At 49.5% G+C, this 26428-nt stretch carries 27 protein-coding genes; 5 read left to right on the top strand and 22 right to left on the bottom strand.

Annotated features, from left to right (window positions below):
* Positions 1 to 32: 32 nt before the first annotated feature.
* Complete coding sequence (locus OCV62_RS00530) at positions 33 to 890, bottom strand: tetratricopeptide repeat protein (protein ID WP_262584644.1); 858 nt, start codon at positions 888 to 890, stop codon at positions 33 to 35.
* On the bottom strand, positions 887 to 1627 hold the full coding sequence (locus tag OCV62_RS00525) for a hypothetical protein (protein WP_262584642.1): 741 nt from the start codon (positions 1625 to 1627) through the stop codon (positions 887 to 889). Before OCV62_RS00525 ends, OCV62_RS00530 begins: the two co-directional genes overlap by 4 nt.
* A 162-nt stretch (positions 1628 to 1789) precedes the next feature.
* On the opposite strand from OCV62_RS00525, the gene OCV62_RS00520 reads away from it, so the two are divergent.
* Complete coding sequence (locus OCV62_RS00520; protein WP_262584640.1) at positions 1790 to 2947, top strand: SLC13 family permease; 1158 nt, start codon at positions 1790 to 1792, stop codon at positions 2945 to 2947.
* A gap of 144 nt (positions 2948 to 3091) precedes the next feature.
* On the opposite strand, the gene leuD is transcribed toward OCV62_RS00520, so the two are convergent.
* Together leuD and leuC are read right to left on the bottom strand one after the other, a co-directional pair.
* Positions 3092 to 3580, bottom strand: a complete 489-nt coding sequence (leuD, locus tag OCV62_RS00515) for a 3-isopropylmalate dehydratase small subunit (protein WP_021915332.1) — start codon at positions 3578 to 3580, stop codon at positions 3092 to 3094.
* A 16-nt stretch (positions 3581 to 3596) separates the two neighbouring features.
* Positions 3597 to 4862, bottom strand: a complete 1266-nt coding sequence (gene leuC, locus OCV62_RS00510) for a 3-isopropylmalate dehydratase large subunit (RefSeq protein WP_117959810.1) — start codon at positions 4860 to 4862, stop codon at positions 3597 to 3599.
* A 246-nt stretch (positions 4863 to 5108) separates the two neighbouring features.
* On the opposite strand from leuC, the gene OCV62_RS00505 reads away from it, so the two are divergent.
* Positions 5109 to 6050, top strand: coding sequence for a LysR family transcriptional regulator (locus OCV62_RS00505; protein WP_021915334.1), 942 nt, complete (start codon positions 5109 to 5111; stop codon positions 6048 to 6050).
* Here the strand turns inward: OCV62_RS00505 and OCV62_RS00500 are convergent.
* The 9 genes from OCV62_RS00500 to OCV62_RS00460 form a co-directional block, all read right to left on the bottom strand.
* The gene (locus tag OCV62_RS00500; protein WP_021915335.1) at positions 5965 to 6756 is read right to left on the bottom strand and encodes a prolipoprotein diacylglyceryl transferase; all 792 of its coding nucleotides are present in this window, start codon (positions 6754 to 6756) and stop codon (positions 5965 to 5967) included. The two genes, OCV62_RS00505 and OCV62_RS00500, sit on opposite strands and share 86 nt — an antisense overlap.
* A 123-nt stretch (positions 6757 to 6879) precedes the next feature.
* Positions 6880 to 8226 (bottom strand): bifunctional GNAT family N-acetyltransferase/class I SAM-dependent methyltransferase, encoded by a 1347-nt coding sequence (locus tag OCV62_RS00495; RefSeq protein ID WP_021915336.1) that lies wholly within the window; start codon positions 8224 to 8226, stop codon positions 6880 to 6882.
* 456 nt (positions 8227 to 8682) lie between these two features.
* Complete coding sequence (locus OCV62_RS00490; protein WP_021915337.1) at positions 8683 to 9549, bottom strand: tRNA 2-thiocytidine biosynthesis TtcA family protein; 867 nt, start codon at positions 9547 to 9549, stop codon at positions 8683 to 8685.
* A 4-nt stretch (positions 9550 to 9553) separates the two neighbouring features.
* Positions 9554 to 10672 (bottom strand): cysteine desulfurase family protein, encoded by a 1119-nt coding sequence (locus OCV62_RS00485; RefSeq protein ID WP_021915338.1) that lies wholly within the window; start codon positions 10670 to 10672, stop codon positions 9554 to 9556.
* On the bottom strand, positions 10672 to 11442 hold the full coding sequence (locus OCV62_RS00480) for a tRNA threonylcarbamoyladenosine dehydratase (protein ID WP_021915339.1): 771 nt from the start codon (positions 11440 to 11442) through the stop codon (positions 10672 to 10674). Before OCV62_RS00480 ends, OCV62_RS00485 begins: the two co-directional genes overlap by 1 nt.
* Before the next feature lie 85 nt (positions 11443 to 11527).
* On the bottom strand, positions 11528 to 12097 hold the full coding sequence (locus OCV62_RS00475) for a GNAT family N-acetyltransferase (protein WP_262584633.1): 570 nt from the start codon (positions 12095 to 12097) through the stop codon (positions 11528 to 11530).
* A gap of 11 nt (positions 12098 to 12108) precedes the next feature.
* Positions 12109 to 13146: a S66 family peptidase gene (locus OCV62_RS00470; RefSeq protein ID WP_262584632.1), complete on the bottom strand. Its 1038-nt coding sequence runs from the start codon at positions 13144 to 13146 to the stop codon at positions 12109 to 12111.
* A 156-nt stretch (positions 13147 to 13302) separates the two neighbouring features.
* The gene (locus tag OCV62_RS00465; RefSeq protein ID WP_262584631.1) at positions 13303 to 13881 is read right to left on the bottom strand and encodes a nitroreductase family protein; all 579 of its coding nucleotides are present in this window, start codon (positions 13879 to 13881) and stop codon (positions 13303 to 13305) included.
* Positions 13882 to 13897: 16 nt separating this feature from the next.
* On the bottom strand, positions 13898 to 14383 hold the full coding sequence (locus tag OCV62_RS00460) for a GNAT family N-acetyltransferase (RefSeq protein ID WP_262584630.1): 486 nt from the start codon (positions 14381 to 14383) through the stop codon (positions 13898 to 13900).
* 422 nt (positions 14384 to 14805) lie between these two features.
* On the opposite strand from OCV62_RS00460, the gene OCV62_RS00455 reads away from it, so the two are divergent.
* On the top strand, positions 14806 to 15321 hold the full coding sequence (locus OCV62_RS00455) for a DJ-1/PfpI family protein (protein ID WP_118763128.1): 516 nt from the start codon (positions 14806 to 14808) through the stop codon (positions 15319 to 15321).
* Positions 15322 to 15342: 21 nt separating this feature from the next.
* Here OCV62_RS00455 and OCV62_RS00450 read toward each other — a convergent pair whose 3' ends face one another.
* The 8 genes from OCV62_RS00450 to OCV62_RS00415 all read right to left on the bottom strand — a co-directional run bounded on the left by OCV62_RS00450 (position 15343) and on the right by OCV62_RS00415 (position 23806).
* Positions 15343 to 16191, bottom strand: coding sequence for an Rpn family recombination-promoting nuclease/putative transposase (locus OCV62_RS00450; RefSeq protein WP_262584629.1), 849 nt, complete (start codon positions 16189 to 16191; stop codon positions 15343 to 15345).
* Entirely contained in the window at positions 16169 to 16411 is a 243-nt protein-coding gene (locus OCV62_RS00445) for a hypothetical protein (protein WP_262584628.1), read from the bottom strand. The genes OCV62_RS00450 and OCV62_RS00445 overlap by 23 nt, the downstream gene beginning before the upstream one ends.
* 301 nt (positions 16412 to 16712) lie before the next feature.
* A complete protein-coding gene (gene ilvC, locus OCV62_RS00440) occupies positions 16713 to 17729 on the bottom strand; it encodes a ketol-acid reductoisomerase (RefSeq protein ID WP_021915348.1) in 1017 nt (338 codons plus the stop codon).
* Positions 17730 to 17805: 76 nt separating this feature from the next.
* Positions 17806 to 18327: an acetolactate synthase small subunit gene (gene ilvN, locus OCV62_RS00435; RefSeq protein WP_262584627.1), complete on the bottom strand. Its 522-nt coding sequence runs from the start codon at positions 18325 to 18327 to the stop codon at positions 17806 to 17808.
* A 251-nt stretch (positions 18328 to 18578) separates the two neighbouring features.
* The gene (gene ilvN, locus OCV62_RS00430) at positions 18579 to 19067 is read right to left on the bottom strand and encodes an acetolactate synthase small subunit (RefSeq protein WP_021915350.1); all 489 of its coding nucleotides are present in this window, start codon (positions 19065 to 19067) and stop codon (positions 18579 to 18581) included.
* A 19-nt stretch (positions 19068 to 19086) separates the two neighbouring features.
* Positions 19087 to 20703, bottom strand: a complete 1617-nt coding sequence (gene ilvB / locus OCV62_RS00425; RefSeq protein WP_021915351.1) for a biosynthetic-type acetolactate synthase large subunit — start codon at positions 20701 to 20703, stop codon at positions 19087 to 19089.
* A 96-nt stretch (positions 20704 to 20799) separates the two neighbouring features.
* Positions 20800 to 21225, bottom strand: coding sequence for a hypothetical protein (locus OCV62_RS00420; RefSeq protein WP_021915352.1), 426 nt, complete (start codon positions 21223 to 21225; stop codon positions 20800 to 20802).
* A 43-nt stretch (positions 21226 to 21268) separates the two neighbouring features.
* Positions 21269 to 23806, bottom strand: coding sequence for a homocysteine S-methyltransferase family protein (locus OCV62_RS00415; RefSeq protein ID WP_262584625.1), 2538 nt, complete (start codon positions 23804 to 23806; stop codon positions 21269 to 21271).
* A 208-nt stretch (positions 23807 to 24014) separates the two neighbouring features.
* Here OCV62_RS00415 and OCV62_RS00410 point away from each other — a divergent pair, with 208 nt between their 5' ends.
* Both OCV62_RS00410 and OCV62_RS00405 read left to right on the top strand, forming a co-directional pair.
* Complete coding sequence (locus tag OCV62_RS00410) at positions 24015 to 25220, top strand: FprA family A-type flavoprotein (protein ID WP_118763133.1); 1206 nt, start codon at positions 24015 to 24017, stop codon at positions 25218 to 25220.
* Positions 25217 to 25750 (top strand): hypothetical protein, encoded by a 534-nt coding sequence (locus OCV62_RS00405; protein WP_262584623.1) that lies wholly within the window; start codon positions 25217 to 25219, stop codon positions 25748 to 25750. Before OCV62_RS00410 ends, OCV62_RS00405 begins: the two co-directional genes overlap by 4 nt.
* A gap of 329 nt (positions 25751 to 26079) precedes the next feature.
* On the opposite strand, the gene OCV62_RS00400 is transcribed toward OCV62_RS00405, so the two are convergent.
* Positions 26080 to 26418, bottom strand: coding sequence for a cyclic-di-AMP receptor (locus tag OCV62_RS00400; RefSeq protein WP_021915356.1), 339 nt, complete (start codon positions 26416 to 26418; stop codon positions 26080 to 26082).
* Positions 26419 to 26428 lie beyond the last annotated feature (10 nt).

The following is a 26428-nucleotide window of genomic DNA, read 5'->3' as shown; positions in this document are numbered from 1 at the left end:
ACGTATGTTTCAAGTTTTATTTCCCCGTCCTGTCAGGCTTCCGGGCAGTATTTTTTGCGCTGCACCTCATACTCTTCAGCTTTTGCGCTCTGTCCAAGCTCTCTGCAGATCGCCGCGCAGTTGCCGCAGAGCAGACCGTAGCCTTCTTTTCTGCCGAAATGCTTTTCCACCTCAAACAGCGCGTGCTCATAATTTTCCAGGGCGCGTTCCAGACTGCCCTGACGGTAGCAGACCTCGCCGAGTCCGGCAAGCGCTGCGCTGTAGTGTGTATCCGTCTTGCCGCCATCCTCTTTAAACGCGGAAATCGCAAGCTCGAGATGCTTTTCCGCCGCTTCCAGCTTGTCCATTTTCAGCTCGATCAGTGCAAGACTCGTCCGGGAAGTCGCTACTTCAACCCTTGTTCCAGGCTGTTTTTCCATAATCTGAATCGCTTTTTCCAAAAACAGCGCCGCATTTTCATTTTCGTTGAGCTTTTCCAATAAAATACTGATGCTGCTATATAGTTCTGCCAGACGATAGTCGTCTTTGGGAAGCTCTTTTTGATAAATTTCAAGGGCACGCCGATAATTTGCAAGTGCTTCCTCGTATTTTCCTGCCGTGCGGTACGCAGTCGCCACATTGAACAAGGTCGTTGCAAAATGGACGGTATGATCCAGCTGCAGCTCCTCCATCAAAAGAAGAACGTCCTCCCCGACCGCAAATGCAGCCTCAAACTGTCCGATGCTTCTGTAAAAGCCCAGAAGCTCGTTGCCGACGGAAATATAAATGCCATACTCCTGCTCTTTTTTGGCATCCTCCAGACAGGATAAGAGAAACGGCTCTATCTCTGTCAGCTGATCCTCCTTATAATAATGATCCAGCTTTGTTAAAATCTGGTCAATTGTCATCATTGCCCTGCGTCCTCCTTTGTTGCTGTCGCTTTCCAGCCTCCGCCCGCCTGATAGGCGACACAGTACCATTCCACTTCCCCGGTCGTATCCCTGCGCGCGATCGTACCCGATTCATCCAGCGTAATTTCATATAATAATTCGATCACATGGCTTCCCTCCTCTTCATAGGCAGCCGTGTAGATCAGACAATTCTCCCCGTCTCCCGTGTTGGCGCTGACCGGCAGAAAAATATTTTCCCCATTCGGATTGTCAAACGAATATTCCCCGACGACGATTTTTGCAGTTCTGGCGTTGTCTGTCGTTTTGCTTTTGGTATCCGTTTTCGACGTTTTATTTTTGGAAGAGCTCTGCTCAGACGTACTTTTCCCATCTGTTTCTTCCGTAAGAAGCCCGGCTTCCCGCTTTGCGATTTCTTCCTTCGCCTCCTGCGGAATCAAATCTGTCCGCATAAACAAATCGTGCTGAAGCTCTAAAACCTCACTGCTGGTCAAAGAAGAAACGTATACATTCCATTTGTTGCGAAATGCAGAAAGCTCTCCGTTTTCTTTTTTCAGGGTGCTGTTGATATCCCGCATGTTCTCTACTTCTTCCTGAAGTACTGCTGCATTGTCCTCTGCATCCTTTCTGCGGCTTCGCTCTCGCGAAAGCCCCCATGCCTCGAATGCAACGATTCCCAGCAGCACGGCGACAGTAATATAGGTAAAAATCTTTGCTAAAACCTCTTCCCGAAATCTCATACAGTCAATACTCCTTTACATTCGTTGTTTTGACCTTTCTCCATATTACAATAATCTTTCCAAAAAGTCATCCCTTTTTCATTGTTCCTTGACTTTCCTATTTGTAAAAATTATAGTATTTACAAGAAATATCCCATAATAAAAAGAAAAAGAGGCTTTCCCATGCTATATTCCATCTTTCAGAAACTGTTTTACAAAATCCGCCAGGAGGCTGTCCTGTCGATTGCCGTTTTGCTCGCCCTGCTCTCTGCCTGCTTCGTTTTGCCGGACGCATCCTATTTCGGTTATATCGATTTTCGCACGCTTACCATCCTGTTTTCCCTAATGACTGTCATGTCCGGGCTGCAGCGTCAGGGCGTTTTTACACGGTTCGCATATTCCCTGCTGTCCCGCACAAACAGCATCACTTCCCTGGTATTCGTCCTGGTCGGTTTATGCTTTTTTTGCAGTATGCTGATCACGAACGACGTTGCGCTCCTGACCTTCGTTCCGTTTTCCTTTGCTGTACTGGGACAGCTGCCGGAAGCATCCGGCAAAAAACACCTGACGCCCGTTGTTTGCCTGCAGACTATTGCCGCCAACCTCGGCAGCATGCTGACTCCCATCGGGAACCCTCAGAATTTATATCTGTATGGCAAAAGCCAACTGTCCTTTTCCGCTTTTTTGCAGCTCATGCTCCCTTATACGCTGCTGTCTGCCATCCTGCTTTCTGTCTGCATTTTCTATCTGGGACATCCGCATCGGCAGCAAACAGTCTCTTCCTCAATCCAGAATCCGACTACAAACGCTGCACAAAAAAAGCCGGCGCTGATCCGGCTTTACATCGTTTTGTTTTTCTTCTGCCTCCTTGCCGTTTTGCATGTGCTTCCCTACCCGGCAGTCTTTGTCCTCGTCCTCTTGGGCGCATTGATCGCAGATAAAAAAGTGCTGGCACAGGTCGATTATTCCCTGCTCGCCACGTTTCTCGCATTTTTTATTTTCATCGGAAATCTCGGCAGAATTCCCGCCTTTGCCTCCTGGCTTTCTGCAGCGCTCTCCGGTCGGGAAATCCTCATCAGCGTCCTCGCCTCCCAGGTCATGAGCAACGTTCCGGCGGCGCTTTTGCTGTCCGGCTTTTCCAATAACGTTCCAGCGCTGATCGTCGGCACTAATTTAGGTGGGCTCGGAACCCTGATCGCATCGATGGCAAGCCTGATTTCTTATCGGCAGATCGCCCGGAAGCTTCCCGAACAGAAAGGGCAGTACTTTCTTCTGTTCACCCTTGCAAATATTGGTTTTCTGGCAATTCTGCTTGTTTTTGCGACAGCTGTCCATCCATAATCGATACACGCTGCTTCTGACCGGTCCATACAGCCAATGATGTTCATCAGCGTCGTTTTGCCGGAGCCGGACGGACCCAAAACCGCAACTGCAAAAAGCCGCCGCAGGCGTTTCAAACCTGCGGCGGAGCATGCATTCTATTATTTAATCCTCGTTAATGTAATTGATCAGTCCGCCTGCAGCGATAATCTTCTGCATGAAGGGTGGAAACGCCTGTCCTTTGAACTGCCTGTTCTGCGTCTTGTCGGTGATGATACCGGTATCGAAATCGATTTCGACCTCATCACCCGCCTGAATTGCTTCTGCCGCCTCCGGGCATTCGATGATCGGCAGTCCGATATTGATCGAATTACGGTAAAAAATCCGGGCAAAGGTCTGTGCAATAACACAGCTGACGCCAGCCGCCTTGATAGCAATCGGCGCATGCTCTCTGGAAGAACCGCAGCCGAAATTTTTATCCGCAACAATGATATCGCCGGGCTTTACGTTTTTGATGAAATCCTTGTCAATATCCTCCATGCAGTGCTGTGCAAGCTCTGCCGGATCAGAGGAATTTAAGTAACGTGCGGGGATAATGACATCCGTATCCACGTTATCTCCATATTTGAAAACTGTTCCGTTCGCCTTTTTCATGCTGTTTTGTCCCTCCTCAATCGAGCTGCTCAGGACATGCGATCTGTCCCGCCACCGCGCTGGCTGCCGCAACTGCCGGGCTCGCCAGATAAACCTCTGATTTGACGTGCCCCATACGTCCGACAAAGTTCCGGTTCGTCGTCGATACACAGCGCTCGCCCTCTGCCAGAACGCCCATATAACCGCCAAGGCAGGGTCCGCAGGTCGGTGTGCTGACCACTGCTCCCGCCTCGATAAAGGTCTTTAACAGCCCTTCTTCCATCGCTTCCATGTAAATCTTCTGAGTCGCAGGGATTACGATACAACGGATCCCCTTTGCCACATGTCTGCCCTCCAGCACCTCTGCAGCGATCCGAAGGTCATCCAGTCTGCCGTTTGTACAGGAACCGATCACAACCTGGTCGATGGCAACAGATTCCTGGATTTCATCGATGGTCTTTGTGTTTTCCGGAAGATGCGGGAATGCGATCGTCGGACGCAGTGCAGAAAGGTCAATCGTGTATTCCTCATCATAAACAGCATCCGCATCCGCTTCGTAAATGTGGTATGGCTTTGTGGAATGCTCCTTCATGTATGCGATCGCCTTGTCGTCTACCGGGAAAATGCCGTTCTTGCCGCCTGCCTCAATCGCCATGTTGGCAATTGTAAACCGGTCGTCCATGCTTAAATTGGCAACACCCTCACCGGTAAATTCCATGGATTTATACAGTGCGCCGTCTACGCCGATCTTGCCGATGATATGTAAAATCACATCCTTGCCGCTGACCCACTTGCCCGGTTTGCCGATCAGGTTAAACCGGATTGCAGACGGAACTTTAAACCACGCCTTGCCGGTCGCCATTCCAGCCGCCATATCTGTGCTGCCGACGCCGGTGGAAAATGCGCCAAGCGCACCGTAGGTACAGGTATGGGAGTCTGCACCGATTACGACATCACCTGCTACGGTAAGTCCTTTTTCCGGCAACAGGGCATGCTCAATTCCCATCTCGCCGACCTCGAAATAGTTCGTGATCTCATTGCGGCGTGCGAATTCGCGCACGCATTTGCAGTGTTCTGCCGATTTGATATCCTTGTTCGGTACAAAATGATCCGGTACCAGCGCGATCTTGTCCTTATCGAACACACCGTCCACCTTCATTTTTTCCATCTCTTTGATGGCAACCGGGCTTGTAATGTCGTTGCCAAGAACCAGATCCAGCTGCGCTTCAATCAGCTGTCCTGCTTCCACATGATCGAGTCCGGCATGCGCGGCCAGAATCTTCTGTGTCATTGTCATTCCCATATGATCCGATCTCCTTTTTGGCTGAAAAACAGCCGGATTTGCAGATGTCCGTCGCCCCGGACGTCTTTTTTCTGTATTTAAGTGTATCATAGTACATTCAGAAAGGAAAATACCTTTCTCTTATATTTACTATAATCATCAGTTATGGTAGGATTGTGTTATATATAAAATCAGTTATACCAGTAACAGACAGAAACAGACCGCATATGGTAAAAATTACTACCGGTCTGCCGGAAAGGGAAACTTATGGAACAGAATTTTAATCTTTACCACATTTTTTATACCGTCGCCAAATGCCGCAACATTTCCGGCGCGGCGCGCGAGCTCTACATCAGCCAGCCCGCCATTTCCAAGGCGATCTCCAAGCTTGAACAGAGTCTTGGCACGACGCTTTTTTACCGCTCCTCCCGCGGTGTTTCCTTGACGGAACCGGGCGAAATCCTGTTTGCCCAGGTAGAAAACGCTTTCCAGGCGATCACCCAGGGCGAAGAACAGCTGCAGCGCTTCCAAAAGCTCGGCATGGGACATCTTTCCATCGGCGTTTCTGCGACGCTGTGCAAATATGTCCTGCTCCCGATCCTACAGCCCTTTATCCGCCAAAACCCGCATATCCAGCTTTCCATCGCCTGCCAGTCCTCCCTCGAAACGATGCAGGCACTCGAACAAGGCACGCTCGACATCGGGCTGATCGGCGCAGAGGATGACATGTCTGCGTTTGTTTTTGAACCCCTCACCGACATTCAGGATATTTTTGTCACCACGCACACCTATCTCGACAATTTAAAAGAGCGCATCCACCCAAACGACCATCTTTCCTCCCGGACGGCGTTTGCAGCGTCTACGCTCCTATTATTGAATAAAGAAAATATTACCCGCCGGTACATCGACCGCTATCTTTCCCAGGAAAACTTAAGCGCCTCCCGGATTATCGACGTAACCTCCATGGATCTTCTGATCGAATTTGCAAAAATCGACTTAGGAATCGCCTGCGTCATCAAAAATTTCGTCCGCGACGAGCTCGCAGAGGGAAGGCTTGTCCAGCTGAAAATGCCGGTTTCCATTCCCGCCCGCAAAATCGGCTTCGCCTATGCAAAATCCGGCGCTATTCCTCCGACTGTGCGCAAGCTCCTTTCTTTTTTGCAAGAACTGGAAGTCCAAAAAGCAATACAAGACCGATCAGACAGATAAACAGGGAGATAAACTGCGACGTGGAAAACTCCCCGACGTTTCCCCGGATCAGGTCGCCCCGGAAGTATTCCAGGACAAATCTGCCGATGCTATAAAAGATCAGATAACAGCTCGCCACCTGTCCGTCTGTTTTGAGCTTCTTCGACAGTGCAAGCAGCACGAAGCAGTTTGCAAAATCCAGCACACTGGAAATAATCTGCGTCGGCAAAAGCGCGACATCATTTGGTGCATAGGCGGAATTGTGGAACACGATCCCTATCGGGTTTGCGGGATCCAGCTCTATTCCGTAGCAGCAGCCGGCGAGCAGGCAGCCAATCCGCCCGAAGCCCTGTGCCATCGCAACCGCAGGCATCGCGATATCAAAAATTTTCCAAAAGTTCCATTTCGTACATTTGCAGTAAATCCACGCAGTCAGGATACCCCCGATAATGCCGCCGTATACGACAAAGCCGTCCTTAATGCTGCTGCCAAGAAGCACCGGATTTGCAAGAATGTCCGGCAGTCTTGTCAGAAGATACAGAATCTTCGAGCCCAAAAAGCCGCCCAGCACCGACCAGACCGTCAGCGGGAACACTTTTTCCCAGTCCATCTGTTTCTTTTTTGCACGGTATTCCACCATATAATAAGCGGACAAAACTCCGATCGCAATCATCAGTCCATAGCCGTGTACGGTAAACGGTCCAATAGAAAACAGGTCATTTTTCATACGCTGTAAAACTCCTTTGTATTTTCATTTCCGTCAGTGGGGAAAGCTGTCCGCCGACGCATATCGCCATTATACCCCGAAGAGACGGTTTCATGCAACCGCTTTTCCAAAAAGGCACCGCGTTCACTGCTTTCTTCCGATGTAGAGGAAGTGCTCGCTCATACCGAGCAGCTTTCTGTCCTGGCTCAGTCTCCATGCGAGGTTCAGCCATTTTTCCTGCTGCTGAGACGCAAGCTTGTGCAGCAGCTCTTCTTTCCCGCAAAGGATATTTTCCACACCCGCAAAGGCCAGTTGGCAAAGCCCTGCTTTTTCCATCATATCTTCCGCTTCTTTTTCCCCGCAGAAATAGGAGCTTGTAAAATTTTTACCAGGTTGTGCAGTTCCGTCCTCCAGACCGGCGAGGAGCCTGTCCATATCTCCGAAATCGTACAGTCCGCTGGCATAATCCTGAATTGGCGCATACGTCGAAATAAAGGATGCAAACAAAAGCCCACCCGGCTTTAACACCCGCAGCGCCTCCTGCAGGGCTTTTTCCCGATCCTGTTCCCGCATCAGATGATACAGAGGTCCCATCAAAAGCACAACGTCATACTGTTCCGCCTTGTAAAGATATTCCGAAAGCCGGAGCGCGTCGCCGTGGATACAGCTGTCCAACAGCACATCCGCTTCCTGCGCCTTTTCGATCGCCTGTCGGATATTTTTGCCGGACAAGTCAAATAACGTCACGTCATGTCCCTTCTGCGCCAGAAAAATGGAATATCTGCCCGGACCGCCGCCGATATCCAGAATCTTCTGCGGCGTATCGCCTGGAATATATTCCTCCATATAGCGCTTTGTCACCTCGAACTCCGGCGTGTGCCATTCCAGGCGATTCCATTCTTCGTATTCATCGTCATAGAAGCGTTCGACCTCGTTGCGGGCAGCGCTGTTTTTTTCCTCTTTCTTTTCGCTCTTCCAGATATATTCGCGGCACTCGAACCGGTGCGAACCGCTCCATTTCTGATCCCAGCACTCTCTTACAAAGGAAAAGCCGTTCTTTTCCAGCACCCGCCCGGATGCAGTGTTTTCCTTTGCCCGACGCGCCATTACGCGGTGGATGTGCAGCGTATTTTCCGCAAATGATAGAATCGCCGCTGCCGCCTCGGTTCCATAGCCCTGGTTCCAGCAATCCCGACGCAGGTTGCAACCAAGCTCCCAGATGCCCTGCTGCTGATTAAACGTCAGCCCGCCGCTGCCGATCAGCTCGTCGCTGTCCTTTTTATGAAATCCAAAATCATACAGCAGATCGGAATCCAGCTGTTTTTCTTCCTCCCGCAGCCACTGCTTCGTATCCTCCAGGCTTCCATGCGTTTCGTAGCGCATGTACCAGCTGACCTTCGGATCTCCCGTCCACAAAAATGCGCCCGGCGCATCCTCTTCCTTTAACGGTTTCAGCCAAAGCCGACTGGTTTCCAGTATCGGTGTTTTCATGCTCTTTTCCCATCCTCTTCTCAGATTTGTTCCATGCCGGCAAAAGGGAAATCATGCACATCGGCAGATGAAATGCACTTTCATGCAACATAGTATTTCCTACAGAGCAAAAAAGCCGAAGGCTCTTTGCCTCCGGCTCCGGTATTTTGGATTCTTCTTTCTCTCCGAAAAGAATTTCAAACGCCCGATGCACACAGAAACAAAAGACCCTTCCCTGTATCTGTGCACTGCGCTCTCTCGCATATCAGATACAGTTAACGCGTCCCATCATCATCTGCGGCATCGCCATGACAATTGTATAAACGTTTCTCAACATGCTCTGCTTTTCCTTTCGCGGTTCGTGGAATTAAAAACTGTGTTTACTATAGCACTTTCCGGAAAGAAGCACAACCCCGTTTCCCCGATATTTTTCTGCCGCAGCTGCTCCGTCACCCCGAAGTTGTCCACCCGACCCGTTTACTCCTCGGGCTCTCCGTCCATGCAGGCGTCAAATTTTTCCAGGAAGGTATGATAATCCCCGTCTGTTTTGTAGCCTGGCATCGTGTCGATATTGACGTTATGGATGCTGTTGAAAATGCTTTTTTCGATATTCGGATTATCCCGTTTTAATCTTCGAATCAGCGTCTTGATCTCCTGTCTCTTGGAACCGCCGCCTCCGTTATCGCAGATCGCGCAGTTTTCCGTAAACCGGCACGCACACTGGATAAACTGCAGGTTGTTGTAGCGTTTCCAGTCCAGAATCGCGTCCTCGTGAATGCAATACATCGGACGGATCAGCTCCATGCCCTCGAAGTTTTTGCTGTGCAGCTTCGGAAGCATCGCCTGCAGCTGTCCACCGTAAAACATCGACATCACGGGCGTCTCGATGACGTCACTGAAATGATGTCCCAGGGCAATTTTGTTGCAGCCAAGCTCCTGTGCCTTGCTGTATAAATAGCCCCGGCGCATGCGTGCACATAGATAGCACGGATTTTTTTCGCTCGTATTGGCAACCGCAAAGACATCTGTTTCAAAAACCGTGATCGGGATATGTAAAAGCTCTGCGTTGCTCTCTATTTTCTGTCGGTTGATCTCGTTGTAGCCAGGGTCCATGACAAGAAAAACCAGCTCAAATTTCACCTTGCTGTGACGCTGCAGCTCCTGCATCAGCTTTGCCATCAGCATCGAATCCTTTCCGCCCGAAATACAGACGGCGATCTTATCTCCCTCGTTTACCAGCTCATACCGCTGTACCGCCTCGATAAAGGGTCGCCAGATCTCCTTGCGGAATTTTTTAATAATGCTTCTTTCTATATTCTGGTAAGGCTCCAGTTCTCTTGCCATAGTTTTACTCTCTTTCTTTACAACACTCCAAAAACACCTGCAAAAAGGTATCCAGCTCTTTTTTCGTCGTCAGATGGCTTAAGCTGATCCGGAAAGAATTCATCGCCCGATTTCTATCTCGGCAGACCGCATAAACCGCCTTTGACGGCGTACCTTCTACCGCGCAGGCAGACTTGACTGACACGCAGATGCCCTTTTCATTCAATGCCTGCTGCATGCGCGTCCCGCGGATTCCCTTTACACTCACGTTCAAAATATGCGGCACTGCGTCCTCCGGGCTGTTGATTGACACACCCGGAATTTTGGACAGTTCTTCCCTTAAAAACCGGTTATATCCGGACACCGTTTCATATCGTTCCTTCTGATGACTGATTGCATCTGACAGCGCACATTTAGCTGCCGCCGCAAGGCTGAGGGCAGGCGTCCCGCTACGGTAAATCGTCGTGCTGTGCCCGCCGTGGATCAACGGCTCCAAAATCAGGTCCTTTTTCTTATATAAAATGCCGCTTCCGTTTAAACCGTAAAATTTATGCGGTGTAAAACTCAACGTATCGATCCCGTCCAGACAGACCGGAATTTTCCCCATCGCCTGCGTCGCATCCACATGCAGACGGCAGCCCGGGAAGTCTCTTAATATCTCTGCAATCTCTGAAACCGGCTGAATTGTCCCCAACTCACTGTCCACCAGACAGACAGATACTAGAATCGTGTCCCGGCGCAGAAGCTCCCGCAGATGCTCTAAATCGATTTTTCCGTTTCGGTCAATGTCGACCAGATCCACCTCAAAGCCCTGCTCCTGCAGCGCAGTCAGACACCCGCCCACCGAAGAATGCTCCAGCGCAGTGGAAATAATATGCATGCCTCTCGAACGCGCCAGCGCAGCGATTCCTTTTAACGCCGTATTGTTGGATTCGCTTGCACAGGAAGTATATATTATCTCCTCCGGCGCAGCCCCCATCAGTCCGGCAATCGATACCGTAATCTCATCCATCCGCTCCTTGGCGGCTTTTCCGGCATCGTGCGTGGAATTCGGGTTTCCAAAAAACTCCCTCTCCGTCTCACAAAAACACCGGAGCACATCCTCCGAAACCGGCGTATTTGCCGAATAATCCAGATAGATCATTATGCCTGTTCTCCCCGCACGCCTGTTAAATCTCTCACAATCTCGCCTGCCACGATCAGCCCAGCAACCGCAGGCACGAACGCATTGCTTCCGGGGACCTGTCTCCTCTGAGTACATTTCCGCGCTGTTCCAGGCGGGCAAATGCAGTTTGTCTTACAGCTGATCGCCATTTCGTCCACCGGCGTCATAGCTGGCTCTTTGGAATATACAACCTTTAAATGGCGCACTCTTCTTTTTTTGAGTTCCCGCCGCATGACGCGCGCCAGCGGACAGCCGGACGTCTTATAAATATCCGCCACCTCAAACGCGGACGCATCCATCTTGTTGCCCGCTCCCATGCAGCTGATGATCGGCGTATTGCTCTTTTGTGCCTGCATCACCAGCTCGATTTTACCGGTCACGGTATCGATTGCGTCCACAACATAGTCATACTGGGAAAAATCGAACTGATCCGCCGTATCCGGCATGTAAAACATTTTGTAGGTATGGACCACGGCATCCGGGTTGATCTCCAAAATCCGCTCTTTTGCCACGTCTACTTTATATTTTCCGACGGTTTTGCGAGTTGCAATGATCTGTCTGTTCAAATTCGTCAGACAAACTTTATCGTCATCGATCAGGTCAAGGGTTCCAACGCCGCTTCTGGCAAGCGCTTCTACCGTATACCCGCCGACGCCGCCAATGCCAAACACAGCAACTCTTGCATTTTTCAGACGTTCCATTCCGTCTTTCCCCAACAATAATTCCGTTCTTGAAAACTGATTTAACATGTATTTCTCCCGTTCTTGAAAACTCCTGACAGCATTTTTAAATGTACCCCACTATTCCTACCTTGTCAATAGGAAAGTACATGCCTCAGAGTTCGGAAAACCAGATCACCTTTGCTGGATTCGACGGATGCGCCCCGATATGCTTTTCCATCCATACCATGTTGTACCAGCGGTCGAACTTATACCCGCACTGGTAAAACTCCCCAACCATCCGGTAGCCAAGGTGTGTATGGAAGCGTACGCTGTCTTTGTTCAGATGCTCGTCCTCTGTTTCCGGATAGGCGATGCAGGCGTTTAAATTCAGGATATGCTGCCGGGAAAGCTGTTCTTCCAACGCTTTATACAGAGCTTTCCCGATTCCTTCTCCTTTCTGAAGCTCTGAGACGTAGATGGAGGTCTCCACCGCCCAGTCATAGGCCGGACGGGCATGAAAGGCCCCCGCATAAGCATAACCGACAATTTTCCCGTTTTTTTCTGCGACCAGATAGGGATATTTTTTCAGCGTTTCCTGGATTCTGCAACGAAATTCTTCTATAGAGGGAACCTCATATTCGAATGTGATTGCTGTTTTTTCTACATAGGGCGCATAAATTGCCAGAAGTGCTTCGGCATCTTCCTTAGTCGCTACCCTGATCTGTAATTTGTTTTTTTCCATATGGTTCCCCTTTATTTGTCCTCATAGGAAAAAGTAATCTGCTGCCGGTTCGCATCCACCACAGCGTCCACCCCGAACGGAATGATACATCTTGGCGTCGCATGTCCGATATTGACGTTTGCCACAACGGGAAGCGTCGGATCAGCCACTTCTTCTACGAGTATTTTTTTATATTCTTCAAAATACAGTTCATCCATCGGCTTGCCGCAAATGATTCCGGAAATCACCTCGAAAATCCCGGTCTTTTTCAACGTCTGAACCATTTTTCGGTACAGCTGCGGCACTGGCTGCTCTTCGCAGGTTTCCAGAAGCAAAATTTTTCCTGCCCAGTCCTCCTTTGGCGGAAACAGCTCATACTTTTCACACATCGAAACTGAGTCTGCGTAGCGGCTGTTATCAAAAATATCATACAGCACTTCCAGACAGCCGCCGAGAATTTTTCCCTGAAAAACAGGACTTCCCTGCAGCAGCAAAAAGCCTTCGTTTGGATGTGCGGTTCTCGGCGTACCGATTGCAGCAGGCGACCAGTCCGTCCGTTCCTCATACCAGACGTCGCTCGGCTCAATTTTTGCAATTTTCCCGGTCTGAATCAGCTCTTCAAAATAGGTTGCCGTATATGGAAGCATTTCGTGATCCATCTCACAGATATCCGCCAGAAACGACTGCCCGTAAAAGGTATTCAGCCCCAGCTTATGCAGCATCAGGTGGTTGACTGTCGTATCGGAAAACCCCAGAAAGATTTTTTTGTTCAGCGCTTTTTGTAATTCTTTGTGTTCAAACAGATACGGCAGCAGCCGATAGGTATCGTCCCCACCGATCGCGCACAGGATCATATCGATGGAATCGTCCGAAAATGCCTGTAAAAAATCCTTTGCCCGATCTTCTGGATGATTTTTGACGTATTCGATGCCTTTTTGCGCATGCGGCATCATAATGACGTTTAAGCCGTATTCCTTTAGTCTCCGGATTCCGATTTCCACTTCATGTGCCGCAAAGGCTTCTCCGATCGTACCGGAGGACAGGCTTACGATTGCGATGTTTTTTACCATTCTTTCCTCTCATTTCTGCGCACGCTTTTTACGCATGTCGAGTTTGTATCAAGTGCACGCAGATACAAATCTCGTGATTGAAAATTTTATTCATGACAATAGAATGCTCGCAGAGCGTGCATTCTGTTGTTTTTCAATCTTTCGTCCTCAAAGCTTTCAAATGCAGGTTACGACATCTTCAAGGTTCCGTTTCGGAACGACATAATTTCCGTCTTCATCCAGATGGTAGCGGATATCGCCATCCTTTTCGACATTCTCAATCCTGCTGATATGGGATGGATAACCAAATGCCACCACCGTATGCAGCTTCTGATCCTCCGTCAATCCAAACAGCTCCGAAAGCTTTTGCCGGTTGCACGCGCCTATGATACAGCTTCCGACCCCATGATTCCACGCTGCCAGCGTCATATTCGAAATCGCCAGCCCGGCGTCCGTATCGCAGTTCGGGTTGAATTTCAAATTCTGCACCACGCCGATAAACAGCACCGGCTCTTCTCCAGCCTTCGGCTGTCCCTGTTCCTTCGGAAGATATGCCGCCCACTTCGTCTCTGCAAAAACCTCCTGCACCTTTTGGGGCGTTTTCACAACGACATAGCTCAACGGCTGTTTATTCGCCGCGCTGGACGCGTACCGCGCCGCCGTCAGGATCTCTGCCAGAATTTCCTCCGAAATGGGCTTTTGGCAAAATCTCCGGTAAGTTCGTCTTTCTTTTAACAAATTCATCAGATCATTCATATGGATTTCCTCTGTCTTAGGATAAAACTCGTTGCATCACAATGTACTCTTTTTCCTGTATTACCGTAAATTTATTTTTGCTCCAGAACGCGAAGCTTTGCGGATTCCCATAGTCTACGCCCAGGCGGATTTCCCGATAGCCTGCGTTTTTCATTGCTTCCACTGCTTCCTGAATGATCTGTGTCCCGATTCCCTGATTCTGATATGCCGTATCCATCATAAAAAATCCGATCCATACGATCTCTTCCGTCGGATATCCATAAATCAGATCCATCACAGCAACCAGCATATCCCCGTCAAACAATCCGATATACGCTTTATCCTCTTTGCTCTTTCCAGGCGGCAGCGCATTTCTATCATCCAGGATACTTTCTCTGGTTACAAATGGTTGATGAAATTCATAAAACAGTTTGTTTTTAGAACAAAGATCATAAATGATGTCCACATCTTCTGTTTCCAATGCTCTCACAAAAAAACGTTTCGATAACGCTTCCAGATCCATTTTGTTTTCTCCTTTCCCGTTTTCATCCTAATCTCCATTCCGCAGGCGCTTTGCGCCGAAGGAATCGCGAACAGAACTTCCAGTTCTGTTCTGCGATCATAGCTACTTTGTGACGCCTGCGGCACAAATAGCTGTGTGAAAAATAAGCGATCACGCTTATTTTTCACACTATTCCTCGCACCTTTCCGTACGAAACCTGCCTGTTGAAAGACACAAGAGAACTTTTAATATCTATCATACAATACTGTGCAGCAAAAAACAATTTTCCCTTTTCTCTTTCTTCGCATTCTGTTACAATTCAGTTATATCGTTATCGTTCACACTTATCTCTTTCGATCACATATTTTGTGTTTACAAGAAAATTTGCTTTAAAGAGGACATGTATAAGCCTCAGCTACCATCTGCTGTAAGGAGGGTTCCCCATGAAAACTGTTGTTCTTTTATATCCAACAAGCTGTATTTATGAAATTGTCATTTTAAATTATTTCCTGCACTTTGCCGGCAAGGAAGTTTTGTTTGTATCTCCGGATGGAACTCCCATTACAGCGATGGAGGGTTATTCAATCAATGTTTCCGGTAAACTGACCGATATTGCTCCGGATGAAATAGAACTTGCGATCGTTCCAGGCGGAAATATCAAGGCAATTGACAATCCGATTGTATGGAACTGCTTAAAGGACATCAAATCAAGGGGCGGTATTCTCGCCGCCATCTGTGCCGGGGTTGATGTACTTGATCATGCCGGAATTCTGGACGGGGTTGTGTCTACACATTCTTCCGATCTCGACGTTGCGGTTACCGATCAGGTCATCACCTCCCGGGCGAATGGATATGTCGATTTTGCAATCGAAGTTGCAAAAAAGATGAATTTATTTCAGGATGAGGCAGATCTGCAGGAAACGATCGCATTCTGGAAAGACTACCGGAGGATGCAGTAACTCCGGCAGTCTTTTTCTGCGTTACCAGTATTTTTCTACATATTCTGCGACCTCTTTTTCTGGCATAGAAAACTCTTTTCCGATCGTCTCAATGATTGCCTCCTTGTTGATCTGAAACTTTTTACAGGTTTTGACAGTTGCCCGAATTCCCTCTGTTCGCCCCTGCAGAACACCTTCCATTCTCAGCTCTTCCAGTGCTTTACACATAAGCATTTGTCCTCCTTCTTTTTCTTCTGCTTCCAACGCCCGATCAATTAGACTTTGGGAGTTAGTAATCGTCCCAATGACAAGTCCAAGCTCTGATGGAATTTCTTTGTTCTCATAAATTGCATTTAAATTTTCATAATCCTTCTCGTAAATAAAACGGCTTGCCTCAAACACCGTATTTACATCAGGATTACGAAATTGCATCGGTTTACTCGTTCTTACTTGGAGCAGGTTCATGCTGTAATCCGATACCAGTGACTGTAATTTTTCCGGAATTTTCAACATGTCTTTTAAGCATCCCGGACCATCCCATTTTTCTTCTCCATAATAAACGCACAGGCTGATTACCGGATGCAGCCGGTCTGTTTTCTTAAAATTCGAAAGAAATTCATCGGATGAAACAAAATCTTTCTCCTGTCTGTTCTTAGCCGCAATTTCATGGTACTCTTTTAAACACGAAAAACAGTCACCAATCATATGCCGAAGCGGCATCGCATAATGAATCCTCTCCTGATTTTCCAACCCCCAGAGTACAAAATCCACTCCGTAAGCCGTTTTCTTTACGACGTCCCAGACTTTTTGTACTGTCTCCGCATGCCCATTAAATTTCAATACAGACGAAACATCCGTATCAGCTTCCTTAAGATCTTCGGGTTTCAGCACCTGTTCTCCCTGAAACACCGCTGCATTGAATAAATCCGCAAAATGCGCGTTGTTTTTCCAGAAGTTTTTTAATACGACATCCGGCTTTATCTTGTTTTTTCTCGCTACGTTTCACACCTCCTGTTTTGCAGGAGATACGATTTCCCGGTTGCAGGTTCCCCACGTCATCTGTAAAATCCCCCGCTTTTTCAATAAATGAAACTGATAGAAATTGGTTCAAAAGCATAGACTTCCGGAATAGAATAAGATTTCATAAAGATGCGCTAAAAGCGCTAATCTGCTGGTAGAAAATATGCTTTAAAACTATGATAACACAGTTGTGGGGATTGTCAAAGAGAACTTTAAGCAAAAAAGGGAACCTTGCGGTTCCCTTACACTTGGAACCTTCTAAATTCCTTGCGGAATTTAGAAGTAGCGCAAAAAAGGGAACCTTACGGTTCCCTTACACTTGGAACCTTCTAAATTCCTTGCGGAATTTAGAAGTAGCGCAAAAAAGGGAACCTTACGGTTCCCTTTTTTGCTTAGTTGTTGATCAGTTTGTCTTCGCCGTTCCAGCTGTAGAGTTTGCGGATTTCTTCGCCAACCTTTTCAGAAGGATGCTCAGCTGCGAGCTTTCTCATCGCTTTGAAGTGTACCTGACGGCCTGCGGGGCTCATGTCAAGCAGGAACTCTTTTGCAAAAGTACCATCCTGGATATCGGACAGGATCTTCTTCATTGCTTTCTTGGTATCTTCGGTAATGATCTTAGGACCTGTGATGTAATCGCCATATTCAGCAGTGTTGGAAATAGAATATCTCATGCCTGCGAAACCGGACTGATAGATCAGGTCAACAATCAGCTTCATCTCATGGATGCACTCAAAGTATGCGTTTCTCGGATCATAGCCAGCTTCTACCAGAGTTTCGAAACCAGCCTGCATCAGTGCACATACGCCGCCGCACAGAACTGCCTGCTCGCCGAACAGGTCTGTCTCTGTCTCGGTACGGAAGGTAGTCTCTAAAACGCCTGCTCTTGCGCCGCCGATTGCCAGTGCATATGCCAGAGCCAGATCCAATGCCTTGCCGGTAGCATCCTGCTCAACAGCAACCAGACACGGAACGCCCTTGCCTGCCTGATACTCAGAACGAACGGTATGACCAGGTCCCTTGGGAGCGATCATGGTTACGTCTACATCCTTCGGAGGCTTGATGCAGCCGAAGTGGATATTGAAGCCATGTGCGAACATCAGCATGTTGCCGGGCTCCAGGTTTGGCTCGATGTCTTTCTTGTACATGTCTGCCTGCAGCTCATCGTTGATCAGGATCATAATGATATCTGCTCTCTTTGCAGCTTCTGCAGCGGTGTATACGGTAAAGCCCTGTGCCTCAGCCTTTGCCCAGGACTTGGAACCTTCATACAGGCCGATAATGACATCACATCCGGACTCCTTTGCATTTAATGCATGTGCATGTCCCTGGCTGCCATAACCGATCACTGCAATTGTTTTACCTTCCAATAAAGAAAGGTTGCAGTCTTCCTGATAATAAATCTTTGCCATCTTGGTATCCTCCATATTTTGGTATCTGCTTCTATCTCTGAAAAGGAGGTCAGCCTCCTATCAGTAACATTGTACATTAAAGATTTTTGTTGTCCTCTTCATCGATGTAAACCACACGGTCTACACCTCTTGTAAGTCCCGCAATACCGGTTCTTGCAAGCTCCAGGATTTCATAGCCGGACAATAGATTTAAAAATGCTTCCAGCTTGCTCTGGGAGCCGGTTACTTCAATGACCAGGCTCTCTGCCCCGACGTCCACGATCTTGGCACGGAACACGTTTGCAACTGCGATAATACCTTCCCGCTCTTTTGCATTGGCCCTTACCTTGATCAGCGCCAGTTCGCGGAATACGCTGGAATCCGGCTCCAGCTCACGGATATACCGGACATCCACAAGCTTACCGACCTGCTTTTCTATCTGATCGAGGATTTCATCATCTCCGCTGGCTACAATGGTAATCCGGGTAAAACGCGGATCAGCCGTTACGCCTGCAGTAATGCTTTCAATATTGTAACCCCGTCTGGAAAACAGCCCGGAAATCCGACTTAATACGCCGGAGGTATTGTCAACAATCAGCTGAAATGCCTTCTTATGCATCGCTTCGTTTCCTCCCTGTACAGCACCCGGCTCTTCTGCCAGGCTGCCTGATCACCCTATGCGCTTTATTTTAGCAATGTTCGCATAGCATGTCAACGTATGAGTTTCCGGCATGTCATTCATAACCGGAAGTTATGGCTTTTTATTTTACGCAAAATCTGTGTTATAACGCAGGATCGCCTGATATCAAAATCCCGCCAAACTGTCTACAGAATGTAATGTCCTCACTGCACCTGCAACAGCTTCCCCATTCAGTTTTCCTGATCGTGGCATTTCTGCAGCGCCACAGTTCCGGTGCGGGCAACTTCCACGATGCTGATTGAATTGAGCATCTTTAAGAATAACTGCACGCGGTCCGGCACGTCACAGATTTGGATCATCATCTGATATTTGCTCATATCTACGATCTGCGCCTTTAAAATGTTGCAGATTTCCATAATATCCCTGCGATTGTTCCGGTTATATTTTACCTTCACCAGCATCAGCTCCCTGCTGATGCTGGCCGGCTCGTCGAAGGTCTTTACTTTAATGATATCCAGTTTCTTATTTAACTGCTTTTCGATTTGCTCTAACGTGTGGTTATCGCCGCTGGATACGATCGTCATGCAGGAAACACTCGGATCGTCTGTCTCTCCAACCACCAGACTGTCAATGTTAAACGCTCTTCTGGAAAACAGCCCCGCAACCTTGCAGAGAACACCGGAGCGGTTTTCCACCAGTACAGAATATATCTTCTTCATCGGTTTGTTCCTCCCTCCGTTATTTTACCGTATCCATCGGATTGATGACGCATTCCATCAAAACAGCGTCCTCATCCTTTAAAAAGGCGTCGATCGCCTCGTCCATCTTGTCCGGAGCCTCCAGACGGATAAAGTCCATGCCGTAGGCCTGTGCCAGCTTTTCCAGATCAGGACCGCCGCCGAGCTCTACGACAGAGTAACGTCCCTTGTAAGTATTCTGCTGGTACTCCCTTACCATACCAAGATAATGATTTGCAATTACCACAATTTTCACCGGAACCTGATACTGACGCATCGTCGCAAATTCCATCATGGACATCTGGAACGAACCGTCACCGCAGACTGCAACGACCTGTCTGCCCGGTGCGCCCAGCTTTGCGCCCATCGCCGCAGGAATGGAATAGCCCATCGTTCCCATACCGCCGGAGGTCAAAAAGCTGCCTTCACGGATCTTGCAGTTTCTGCATGACCAGATCTGGTTCTGTCCCACGTCTGCCACATAAACTGCGTCTTGCTCCATTTTATCGGAAAGCCTGCGCACGAACTCCGCCGGATCGACAAAGGCAGGATCGGGCTTTCTCGTATCTGCCATCGTCTTTTCATATTCCTGCAGGCAGACTACCCATTCGCTGTAATCCCCGTCTAACTCCTGTTCAAGCATATCGGAAAAAATGTGTTTTGCATCGCCGACCAGCGGGATCGTCGGGCCTGCGTTTTTTCCGATTTCCGCAGGATCGACATCCATATGGACGAGCACCTTATTTTTCGTGATGATTTCCGGCTGGTTGACCGCACGATCCGCCACTCTCGCGCCGACCATAATTATCATGTCCGCCTCGTTCATTGCGCGGTTTGCGCACGGTGCGCCGTTGTTGCCGACCATACCGAAATACAGCGGGTCTTCTGTCTGCATCGCGCCGATGCCCATCATAGTTGTTACAACCGGAATTTTGTGACGGTGGGAAAATTCCCGTAAAAGCTTCTGCGCATCGCCAAGCAGCACGCCGCCGCCTGCGCAGATGACCGGACGCTTTGCCTTTTCCAGCTCGGCAATTACCTTTTTGATCTGCACGATATGTCCTTTTACAGTCGGTTTATAGGTGCGCATGCTCACGCTGTCCGGATATTTGAATTTGCGTACCGGCGCATTCTGCACATCGATCGGAACGTCGATCAGGACAGGACCTTTTCTGCCGGTATTTGCAATATAAAACGCTTCTTTAAAAATTTGCGGAATGTCCTCTGCATTTTTGACCAGATAGCTGTATTTGACAAACGATTCCGCCGCTCCAGTGATATCCGCCTCCTGGAACACGTCGCTGCCGATCAGCTCGCTGTTGACCTGTCCGGTAATGCACACAAGCGGAATGCTGTCTGCAAAAGCTGTTGCGATACCAGTAATCAGGTTTGTCGCACCGGGACCGCTCGTTACCGCGCATACGCCCACCTTGCCGGTCACGCGAGCCAGACCGCTGGCTGCATGCGCCGCATTCTGCTCCGTCCGGATCAGAACAGATTTGATATCCGTATCCAACAGGCTGTCATAAAACGGACAGATCGCAACCCCCGGATATCCAAATACCATTTCTACGCCTTCATTTTCAAGGCATTTTACCATTGCCTGTGCACCATTCATGCTGCATCTCCTCCTTGCTGCCACCCTGTCAGCGTTTTGTGTGATTCATCGCACCTCTGTATGTTCATCTTAATTTTATCATCTTAAACTATCGTTTTACCGTTTGAACTTCCCGAAAAACTCCGCCAACGGCTCCACAACTGCTCCCAGATCACGGATCGCGCTGTTTAAGCTTTCGATGTCCATCCGGTTTAACTTCTCCGTCGCCTGGCTTAACGCCTCGCTGCTCTGCCAAACCAGACCGTTTTCATCAAACAGCGTCTGAATATCCGTCAGCGTCTCCTGCGCCGTCTGTAGCGTGTCTGTCGCTTCCACCAGCGTCTCCTGTCCCTGACTGATAATCTGCAGCATCGGCGGGACGATAAGCAGAAAAACTGCGATGACCGCCGCTGCCAGAACACAGCCTGCCGCAGCCAAAATTCTCGTCACGAAAAGCTGCTTTTTTAACGAAGCCGTCTGCTGTCTGTTCTGCTCTGTCAGCTCTTCCAGCAAACCGATCACATCCCTGGATCTTTCTTCCATCTGATCTTCCCCCTGTTGGAAATTTTTCAAAGTAGCGCTGATCTCACTCCTGCATTCCGACCAGGCGCTTTGCCAGCCGGACGGCGTCCGCCGCATCCCGAGAATAGCCATCTGCATGGATTTCATCTGCATAATCCTGCGTAATTACTGCACCGCCGATCATGATTTTTGCCGTTACACCCTTTTCTTTCGCATATTCAACAACATTTCTCATTTCCTGCATCGTCGTCGTCATCAGGGCAGAAAGTGCGATAATCTGTGCGTTGTGCTCGATTGCAGCTTCTATGATTTTCTCTTTCGGAACGTCCTTTCCGAGGTCGATGACCTGAAAGCCGTAGTTTTTCAGCATCAGCGCGACGAGGTTCTTGCCGATATCGTGGATATCCCCCGCAACCGTCGCAATGACAACTACCGGCATCTTTTCCGAAGTCTGTTCCTGCAAAAGCAGCGGCTCCAAAATGCCGATGCACAGCTTCATCGTCTCCGCACTCGCAATCAGCTGCGGTAGGAAATATTTTCCCTTATCGAACAGCTCACCGACCTCGTTGATCGCCGGAAGCAGCTGTCCATGCAAAAGCTCCTGTGGGGAATTGCCAGCCTCCAACGCTTTTTTCGTCAAATCCTCTGCGATTTTGCGTTTTCCCTTTAGCACCGCCTCTCGCACCCGCTCTGCCGCCTGCTGCTGTGGTGTTTTTGTACCCGCTGCTTTCTGCCGGGCCGCACCGTCCTGGACTTCCGTATTTCCCGGCTGGTTTGCCGTCACAGCGCTGCCTTCAGATGCCTGCAGGCTTTGCCGAAGCAGCGCTTCCTTTTTGGCATCCGCCTCTTCCCGACGTTCCTTTGCCTGACCGGAAAATTCGATATAACGGATATCACTGTCTTCTTTATTTAACAAAAGATCCGACGCAAATGCAGCGCCGACCAAAATATCCTGGCTCGGATTTGCAATCGCCATCGTCAGTCCGGACGCGATCGCCATCGTCAGAAACGCACTGTTAACGCAGCTTCTTTCCGGCAGGCCGAACGAAATATTCGAAAGTCCGCAAGTCGTTGCCAGACCGTTTCTATGGCAATACCGGATCGTTTCCAACGTTTCCAACGCCGCCTGTTTGTTCGCGCCGACCGTCGCCACCAGACCGTCCACAATAATATCCGTCTTTTTCATGCCCAATTCCAGCGCGCGCGCCACAATTTTTTCGATGATGGAAATCTTCTCATTCAAATTTTTGGGCAGTCCCTCGTCCGACAGCGGCAAAAGGACAAACATCGCGCCGTATTTTTTTGCCAACGGCAGCAGCTTTTCAAACTTTTCGGATTCCAACGAAATCGAATTGATCAGTGCGCGTCCCGGATAACGCCGAAGCGCTTCCTCCTGCACGTCCACATGGCTGGAATCGATGGACAGCGGCAGCTTCGTCACACCCGCTACCTCTTCCAGCGCCTGCAGCATCATCGCCTTTTCGTCGATTCCGCTCATGCCCATGTTGACATCCAGAATCGACGCACCGCGTTCTTCCTGCTCCTGTGCAAACTGCGTTACAAGTTCAAAGCTGCCCTCGCGCAGCTCCTGCTGCAGCTTCTTTTTACCGGTAGGATTGATTCGTTCGCCAACGATCAGAAACGGTCCGTCCAGGTCAAAGGTCAGGGACGCGCGTTCCGAAGTCAGTGCTCTCCGCGTCGGGTTTCCATGCACCGGAACCGGTCTTCCTGCCAGCCGGTGGGTCATTTTGCGGATATGCTCCGGCGTCGTGCCGCAGCAGCCGCCTAAAATCTGCGCCCCTGCGTCCAGTAAAAGCTCCATATCTGCGCCGAATTCCTCCGGTCCCATATCGTAAACGGTTTGCCCTTTTTCATCCAAAGACGGAAGTCCTGCGTTTGGCTTTGCGATGATGGGGATATCCGTCACCTTCGCCATCCTGCAGATGACCTCTGCCATCTGATCCGGTCCGGTTGAACAGTTTGCGCCGACCGCGTCTGCGCCCAGACTCGACAAAACGATCGCCGCCGTCGCCGCATCCGTCCCGAACAGGCTTCTTCCGTCCGATTCAAACGTCATCGTCACCATGACCGGTATGTCCGGACACGTCTCTTTTGCCGCAATGAGCGCCGCCCTCGATTCCTGCAGGCTCATCATCGTTTCCACCACGAGCAGGTCTGCTCCTGCTTCTGTAATATACCGGATCTGTTCTTTATAAACGTCGATCAGTTCTTCAAAATCCAGCGGGCCCATCGGCTTTAGCTGCTGCCCTGTCATCGTCAGATCGCCTGCTACCAGCGCCTTCCCATCTGCAGCCCTTTTGGAGATTTCGACTAATTTGTGATTCAGTTCTTCTATCCGGTCCTCCAGATCGAATTCCTTTAATTTGATCCGGTTTGCCGTAAAGGTCGGGGCATACAGAATATTCGTCCCTGCTTCCAGATATGCTTTCTGAAGTCCGCTCATAATCTCTTCATGCTCTGTAATCCATAGCTCCGGGCACACCCCGACAGGCATTCCCTGCTTCTGAAGATTCGAGCCGGTTGCCCCGTCCAGAAAAAGCAGACCGCTTTGTGCCAGCCTGCGAAATTCTTCTTTTGTCATTGCTCCTCATTTCTGCACTTTTCCTCTGTGCATTGAAAAAGTTTATACTATTCTAGCACGATTTTCCGGAAAAGAAAAGACGAACTGTTTTCACTTGTCACAAAATCCAAAATGCGGTATCCTATAGAGGTCAAAACAGCCTGCAGACAGGACGCAGAATGCGCGATTGCTGCGGCATTCTTACTTCAAAAAATGAAAAGGAGCGCTTATGTATTGTACAAGAAACGTATCCGACTCTGTCGTATGGGTCGGCGCAAGCGACCGTCGCCTTGCTTTATTTGAAAACCTTTTTCCTATTCCGCGCGGTGTTTCCTATAACTCTTATCTGATCCTCGATGAAAAAACCGCCCTGCTGGACACAACGGATGCTTCCGTCACCAGACAGTATCTGGAAAATGTCAGCCACAGCTTAAACGGCAAACCGTTAGATTACCTGATCATCAACCATATGGAGCCCGATCACTGCGCCAATATCGCAGAGCTTCTGCTGCGTTATCCGCACCTGACGCTTGTGGGCAACGCCAAAACCTTCGCCTTTGTCAGCCAGTTCTACGACCTCGACTTAACCGGACGCACCCTGACTGTCAAAGAGGGCGACACCCTTTGCCTCGGCTCCCATACCCTGCACTTCTTCCTCGCACCGATGGTGCACTGGCCGGAAGTCATGGTTACTTATGAAGAGACCGAACAGATCCTGTTTTCCGCAGATGCGTTCGGCAGCTTCGGCGCATTAAACGGCCATCTGTTTGCAGATGAAGTAAACTTCGACCGCGACTGGCTCGACGATGCCAGACGTTACTACTGCAATATCGTCGGCAAATACGGAATACAGGTACAGGCAGCACTCAAAAAGCTCTCTGCCCTTTCCATCCGCACGATCTGCCCGCTGCACGGTCCCGTATGGAGAGAAAACCTGGAATACCTGCTGAGCAAATATGACCTTTGGAGCAGATATGTTCCCGAAGACAACGCTGTTGCAATTTTCTATGCCTCCATGTACGGTGACACCGAAAATGCAGCCAACATCCTCGCAGCCGGACTTGCAGAGGGCGGCATAAAAAATATCGCGCTCTACGATGTTTCCGTCACCGACGTTTCTGTCCTGATCGCGGAAGCGTTCCGCTGCAGCCATCTTGTTTTTGCAGCGCCTACCTACAACAATGGCGTTTACCCTGCTATGTACAACTTCCTTCACGATATGGGCGCACTGAGCCTGCAGAACCGCACCATCGGTCTGATTGAAAACGGAACCTGGGGTCCTGTCAGCGCAAAGCAGATGCAGCAGCTGTTTTCTGAAATGAAGCAAATGAACGTCCTGGAGCCTGTCGTTACCGTAAAATCCTCTGTCAAGGAAGATTCCCTTGCCGCCTTATGCGCCCTCAAAGACCGCATTCTGGCGTCTTGTACGAAATGATGCGCGCAAAAACAGCGCTGGCTTCTTTGTCCCTGCTGCTTGCCCTTTCCCTTTCCGGCTGCGGAAGCGATTCTGCCCTGACCGATTACACCAGCCAGATGAATACGTTTTATGATGCGTTTTCTTCCGGAACACTGGCACTCGAGCAGATCGATCCGTCTTCCGAAACTGCACAGGAGGAGCTGCTTTCCGGTCTGGATGAACTGACTGCCCTGACAGACAGCCTCGCGGACATCTCCGTTCCGAAGCGCTATGCCGACGCCGGAATCGACGAGCTGGCTGCCCAGGCGGCGGAACACATGCAGGAAGCGGACAGCCTGTACCACGAAGCCTGCAGCGCAGAGACTTTCGACCAGGAACGCGCCAGCGCCGCACAGGAACATTATCAGCGCGCAATGAAACGAATCCATTACATCGGCATCATGCTGCAGGGCAGGACGCCGGACGATGAAGAGATTACCATCATTCACGAAACAACCGACTGGACGGGCGGAGATTTGCCGGATACCAGCGACGGAACGGCAAAGTGAGCGGTCGTGTTTTCCCATAAAAACCTCCATTCCGCAGGTGCTTTGCGCCAAAGGAATCGCGAGGCGAACGTCCAGTTCGGCTCTGCGATCCCAGCTACCTTGTGACGCCTGCGACACAGCGAACGCAAGATCGGTTTTTCGCCACAACAAAAAGCCGCTGTAGTTTTTACATCTTTCAGAGTCAGTTTTAAACTCCGACCCGGAAAGCATGTAGAAACTACAGCGGTTTTCTATTTTTTATCTCATCCTTATTGCATACAGCTTCGGTTCACAGCTTTCTGCTGACAACATCGGGCATTCCGAACACCCGCACCTGCCAGCGTCCAGCCTCAGAATTTCTCGTACTGATCCACATCCACTACAAAGACGGTACATCCGCCGACCTGCATATCGATCGGGATCATCGAGTTTGCGCCAGGGCCAAGACTTCCGGTCGACATGGAGGGCATCGTATATTTGACGGACTGACGCGCACCTGCGCATTCCTTTAAAATCTTGAGCGCGCCGGGAACCTGTTCATCCTCCGTACCGATGACCAGCGTGACGTTCTTGTTTTTCAAAAAGCCACCGGTGGTAGAAAGCTTGGTTACCCAGTATTTTTCCTTGTTCAGCTCTTCTACGGTTTCATCCACATCTTCCGAATGCAGCATGGCAAATATCATTTTCATAACAGATTCC

This window comes from Gallintestinimicrobium propionicum (assembly GCF_025567525.1).
Lineage (GTDB): Bacteria > Bacillota > Clostridia > Lachnospirales > Lachnospiraceae > Gallintestinimicrobium > Gallintestinimicrobium propionicum.
Note: the sequence above shows the minus strand (reverse complement) of the source record. Positions and strands in the feature narration are given on the sequence as shown.

Coding starts and splice junctions, on each gene's coding strand:
- OCV62_RS00530 (WP_262584644.1), bottom strand. CDS start 890: ATGATGACAATTGACCAGATTTTAACAAAGCTGGATCATTATTATAAG.
- OCV62_RS00525 (WP_262584642.1), bottom strand. CDS start 1,627: ATGAGATTTCGGGAAGAGGTTTTAGCAAAGATTTTTACCTATATTACT.
- OCV62_RS00520 (WP_262584640.1), top strand. CDS start 1,790: ATGCTATATTCCATCTTTCAGAAACTGTTTTACAAAATCCGCCAGGAG.
- leuD (WP_021915332.1), bottom strand. CDS start 3,580: ATGAAAAAGGCGAACGGAACAGTTTTCAAATATGGAGATAACGTGGAT.
- leuC (WP_117959810.1), bottom strand. CDS start 4,862: ATGGGAATGACAATGACACAGAAGATTCTGGCCGCGCATGCCGGACTC.
- OCV62_RS00505 (WP_021915334.1), top strand. CDS start 5,109: ATGGAACAGAATTTTAATCTTTACCACATTTTTTATACCGTCGCCAAA.
- OCV62_RS00500 (WP_021915335.1), bottom strand. CDS start 6,756: ATGAAAAATGACCTGTTTTCTATTGGACCGTTTACCGTACACGGCTAT.
- OCV62_RS00495 (WP_021915336.1), bottom strand. CDS start 8,226: ATGAAAACACCGATACTGGAAACCAGTCGGCTTTGGCTGAAACCGTTA.
- OCV62_RS00490 (WP_021915337.1), bottom strand. CDS start 9,549: ATGGCAAGAGAACTGGAGCCTTACCAGAATATAGAAAGAAGCATTATT.
- OCV62_RS00485 (WP_021915338.1), bottom strand. CDS start 10,672: ATGATCTATCTGGATTATTCGGCAAATACGCCGGTTTCGGAGGATGTG.
- OCV62_RS00480 (WP_021915339.1), bottom strand. CDS start 11,442: ATGTTAAATCAGTTTTCAAGAACGGAATTATTGTTGGGGAAAGACGGA.
- OCV62_RS00475 (WP_262584633.1), bottom strand. CDS start 12,097: ATGGAAAAAAACAAATTACAGATCAGGGTAGCGACTAAGGAAGATGCC.
- OCV62_RS00470 (WP_262584632.1), bottom strand. CDS start 13,146: ATGGTAAAAAACATCGCAATCGTAAGCCTGTCCTCCGGTACGATCGGA.
- OCV62_RS00465 (WP_262584631.1), bottom strand. CDS start 13,881: ATGAATGATCTGATGAATTTGTTAAAAGAAAGACGAACTTACCGGAGA.
- OCV62_RS00460 (WP_262584630.1), bottom strand. CDS start 14,383: ATGGATCTGGAAGCGTTATCGAAACGTTTTTTTGTGAGAGCATTGGAA.
- OCV62_RS00455 (WP_118763128.1), top strand. CDS start 14,806: ATGAAAACTGTTGTTCTTTTATATCCAACAAGCTGTATTTATGAAATT.
- ilvC (WP_021915348.1), bottom strand. CDS start 17,729: ATGGCAAAGATTTATTATCAGGAAGACTGCAACCTTTCTTTATTGGAA.
- ilvN (WP_262584627.1), bottom strand. CDS start 18,327: ATGCATAAGAAGGCATTTCAGCTGATTGTTGACAATACCTCCGGCGTA.
- ilvN (WP_021915350.1), bottom strand. CDS start 19,067: ATGAAGAAGATATATTCTGTACTGGTGGAAAACCGCTCCGGTGTTCTC.
- ilvB (WP_021915351.1), bottom strand. CDS start 20,703: ATGAATGGTGCACAGGCAATGGTAAAATGCCTTGAAAATGAAGGCGTA.
- OCV62_RS00420 (WP_021915352.1), bottom strand. CDS start 21,225: ATGGAAGAAAGATCCAGGGATGTGATCGGTTTGCTGGAAGAGCTGACA.
- OCV62_RS00415 (WP_262584625.1), bottom strand. CDS start 23,806: ATGACAAAAGAAGAATTTCGCAGGCTGGCACAAAGCGGTCTGCTTTTT.
- OCV62_RS00410 (WP_118763133.1), top strand. CDS start 24,015: ATGTATTGTACAAGAAACGTATCCGACTCTGTCGTATGGGTCGGCGCA.
- OCV62_RS00405 (WP_262584623.1), top strand. CDS start 25,217: ATGATGCGCGCAAAAACAGCGCTGGCTTCTTTGTCCCTGCTGCTTGCC.
- OCV62_RS00400 (WP_021915356.1), bottom strand. CDS start 26,418: ATGAAAATGATATTTGCCATGCTGCATTCGGAAGATGTGGATGAAACC.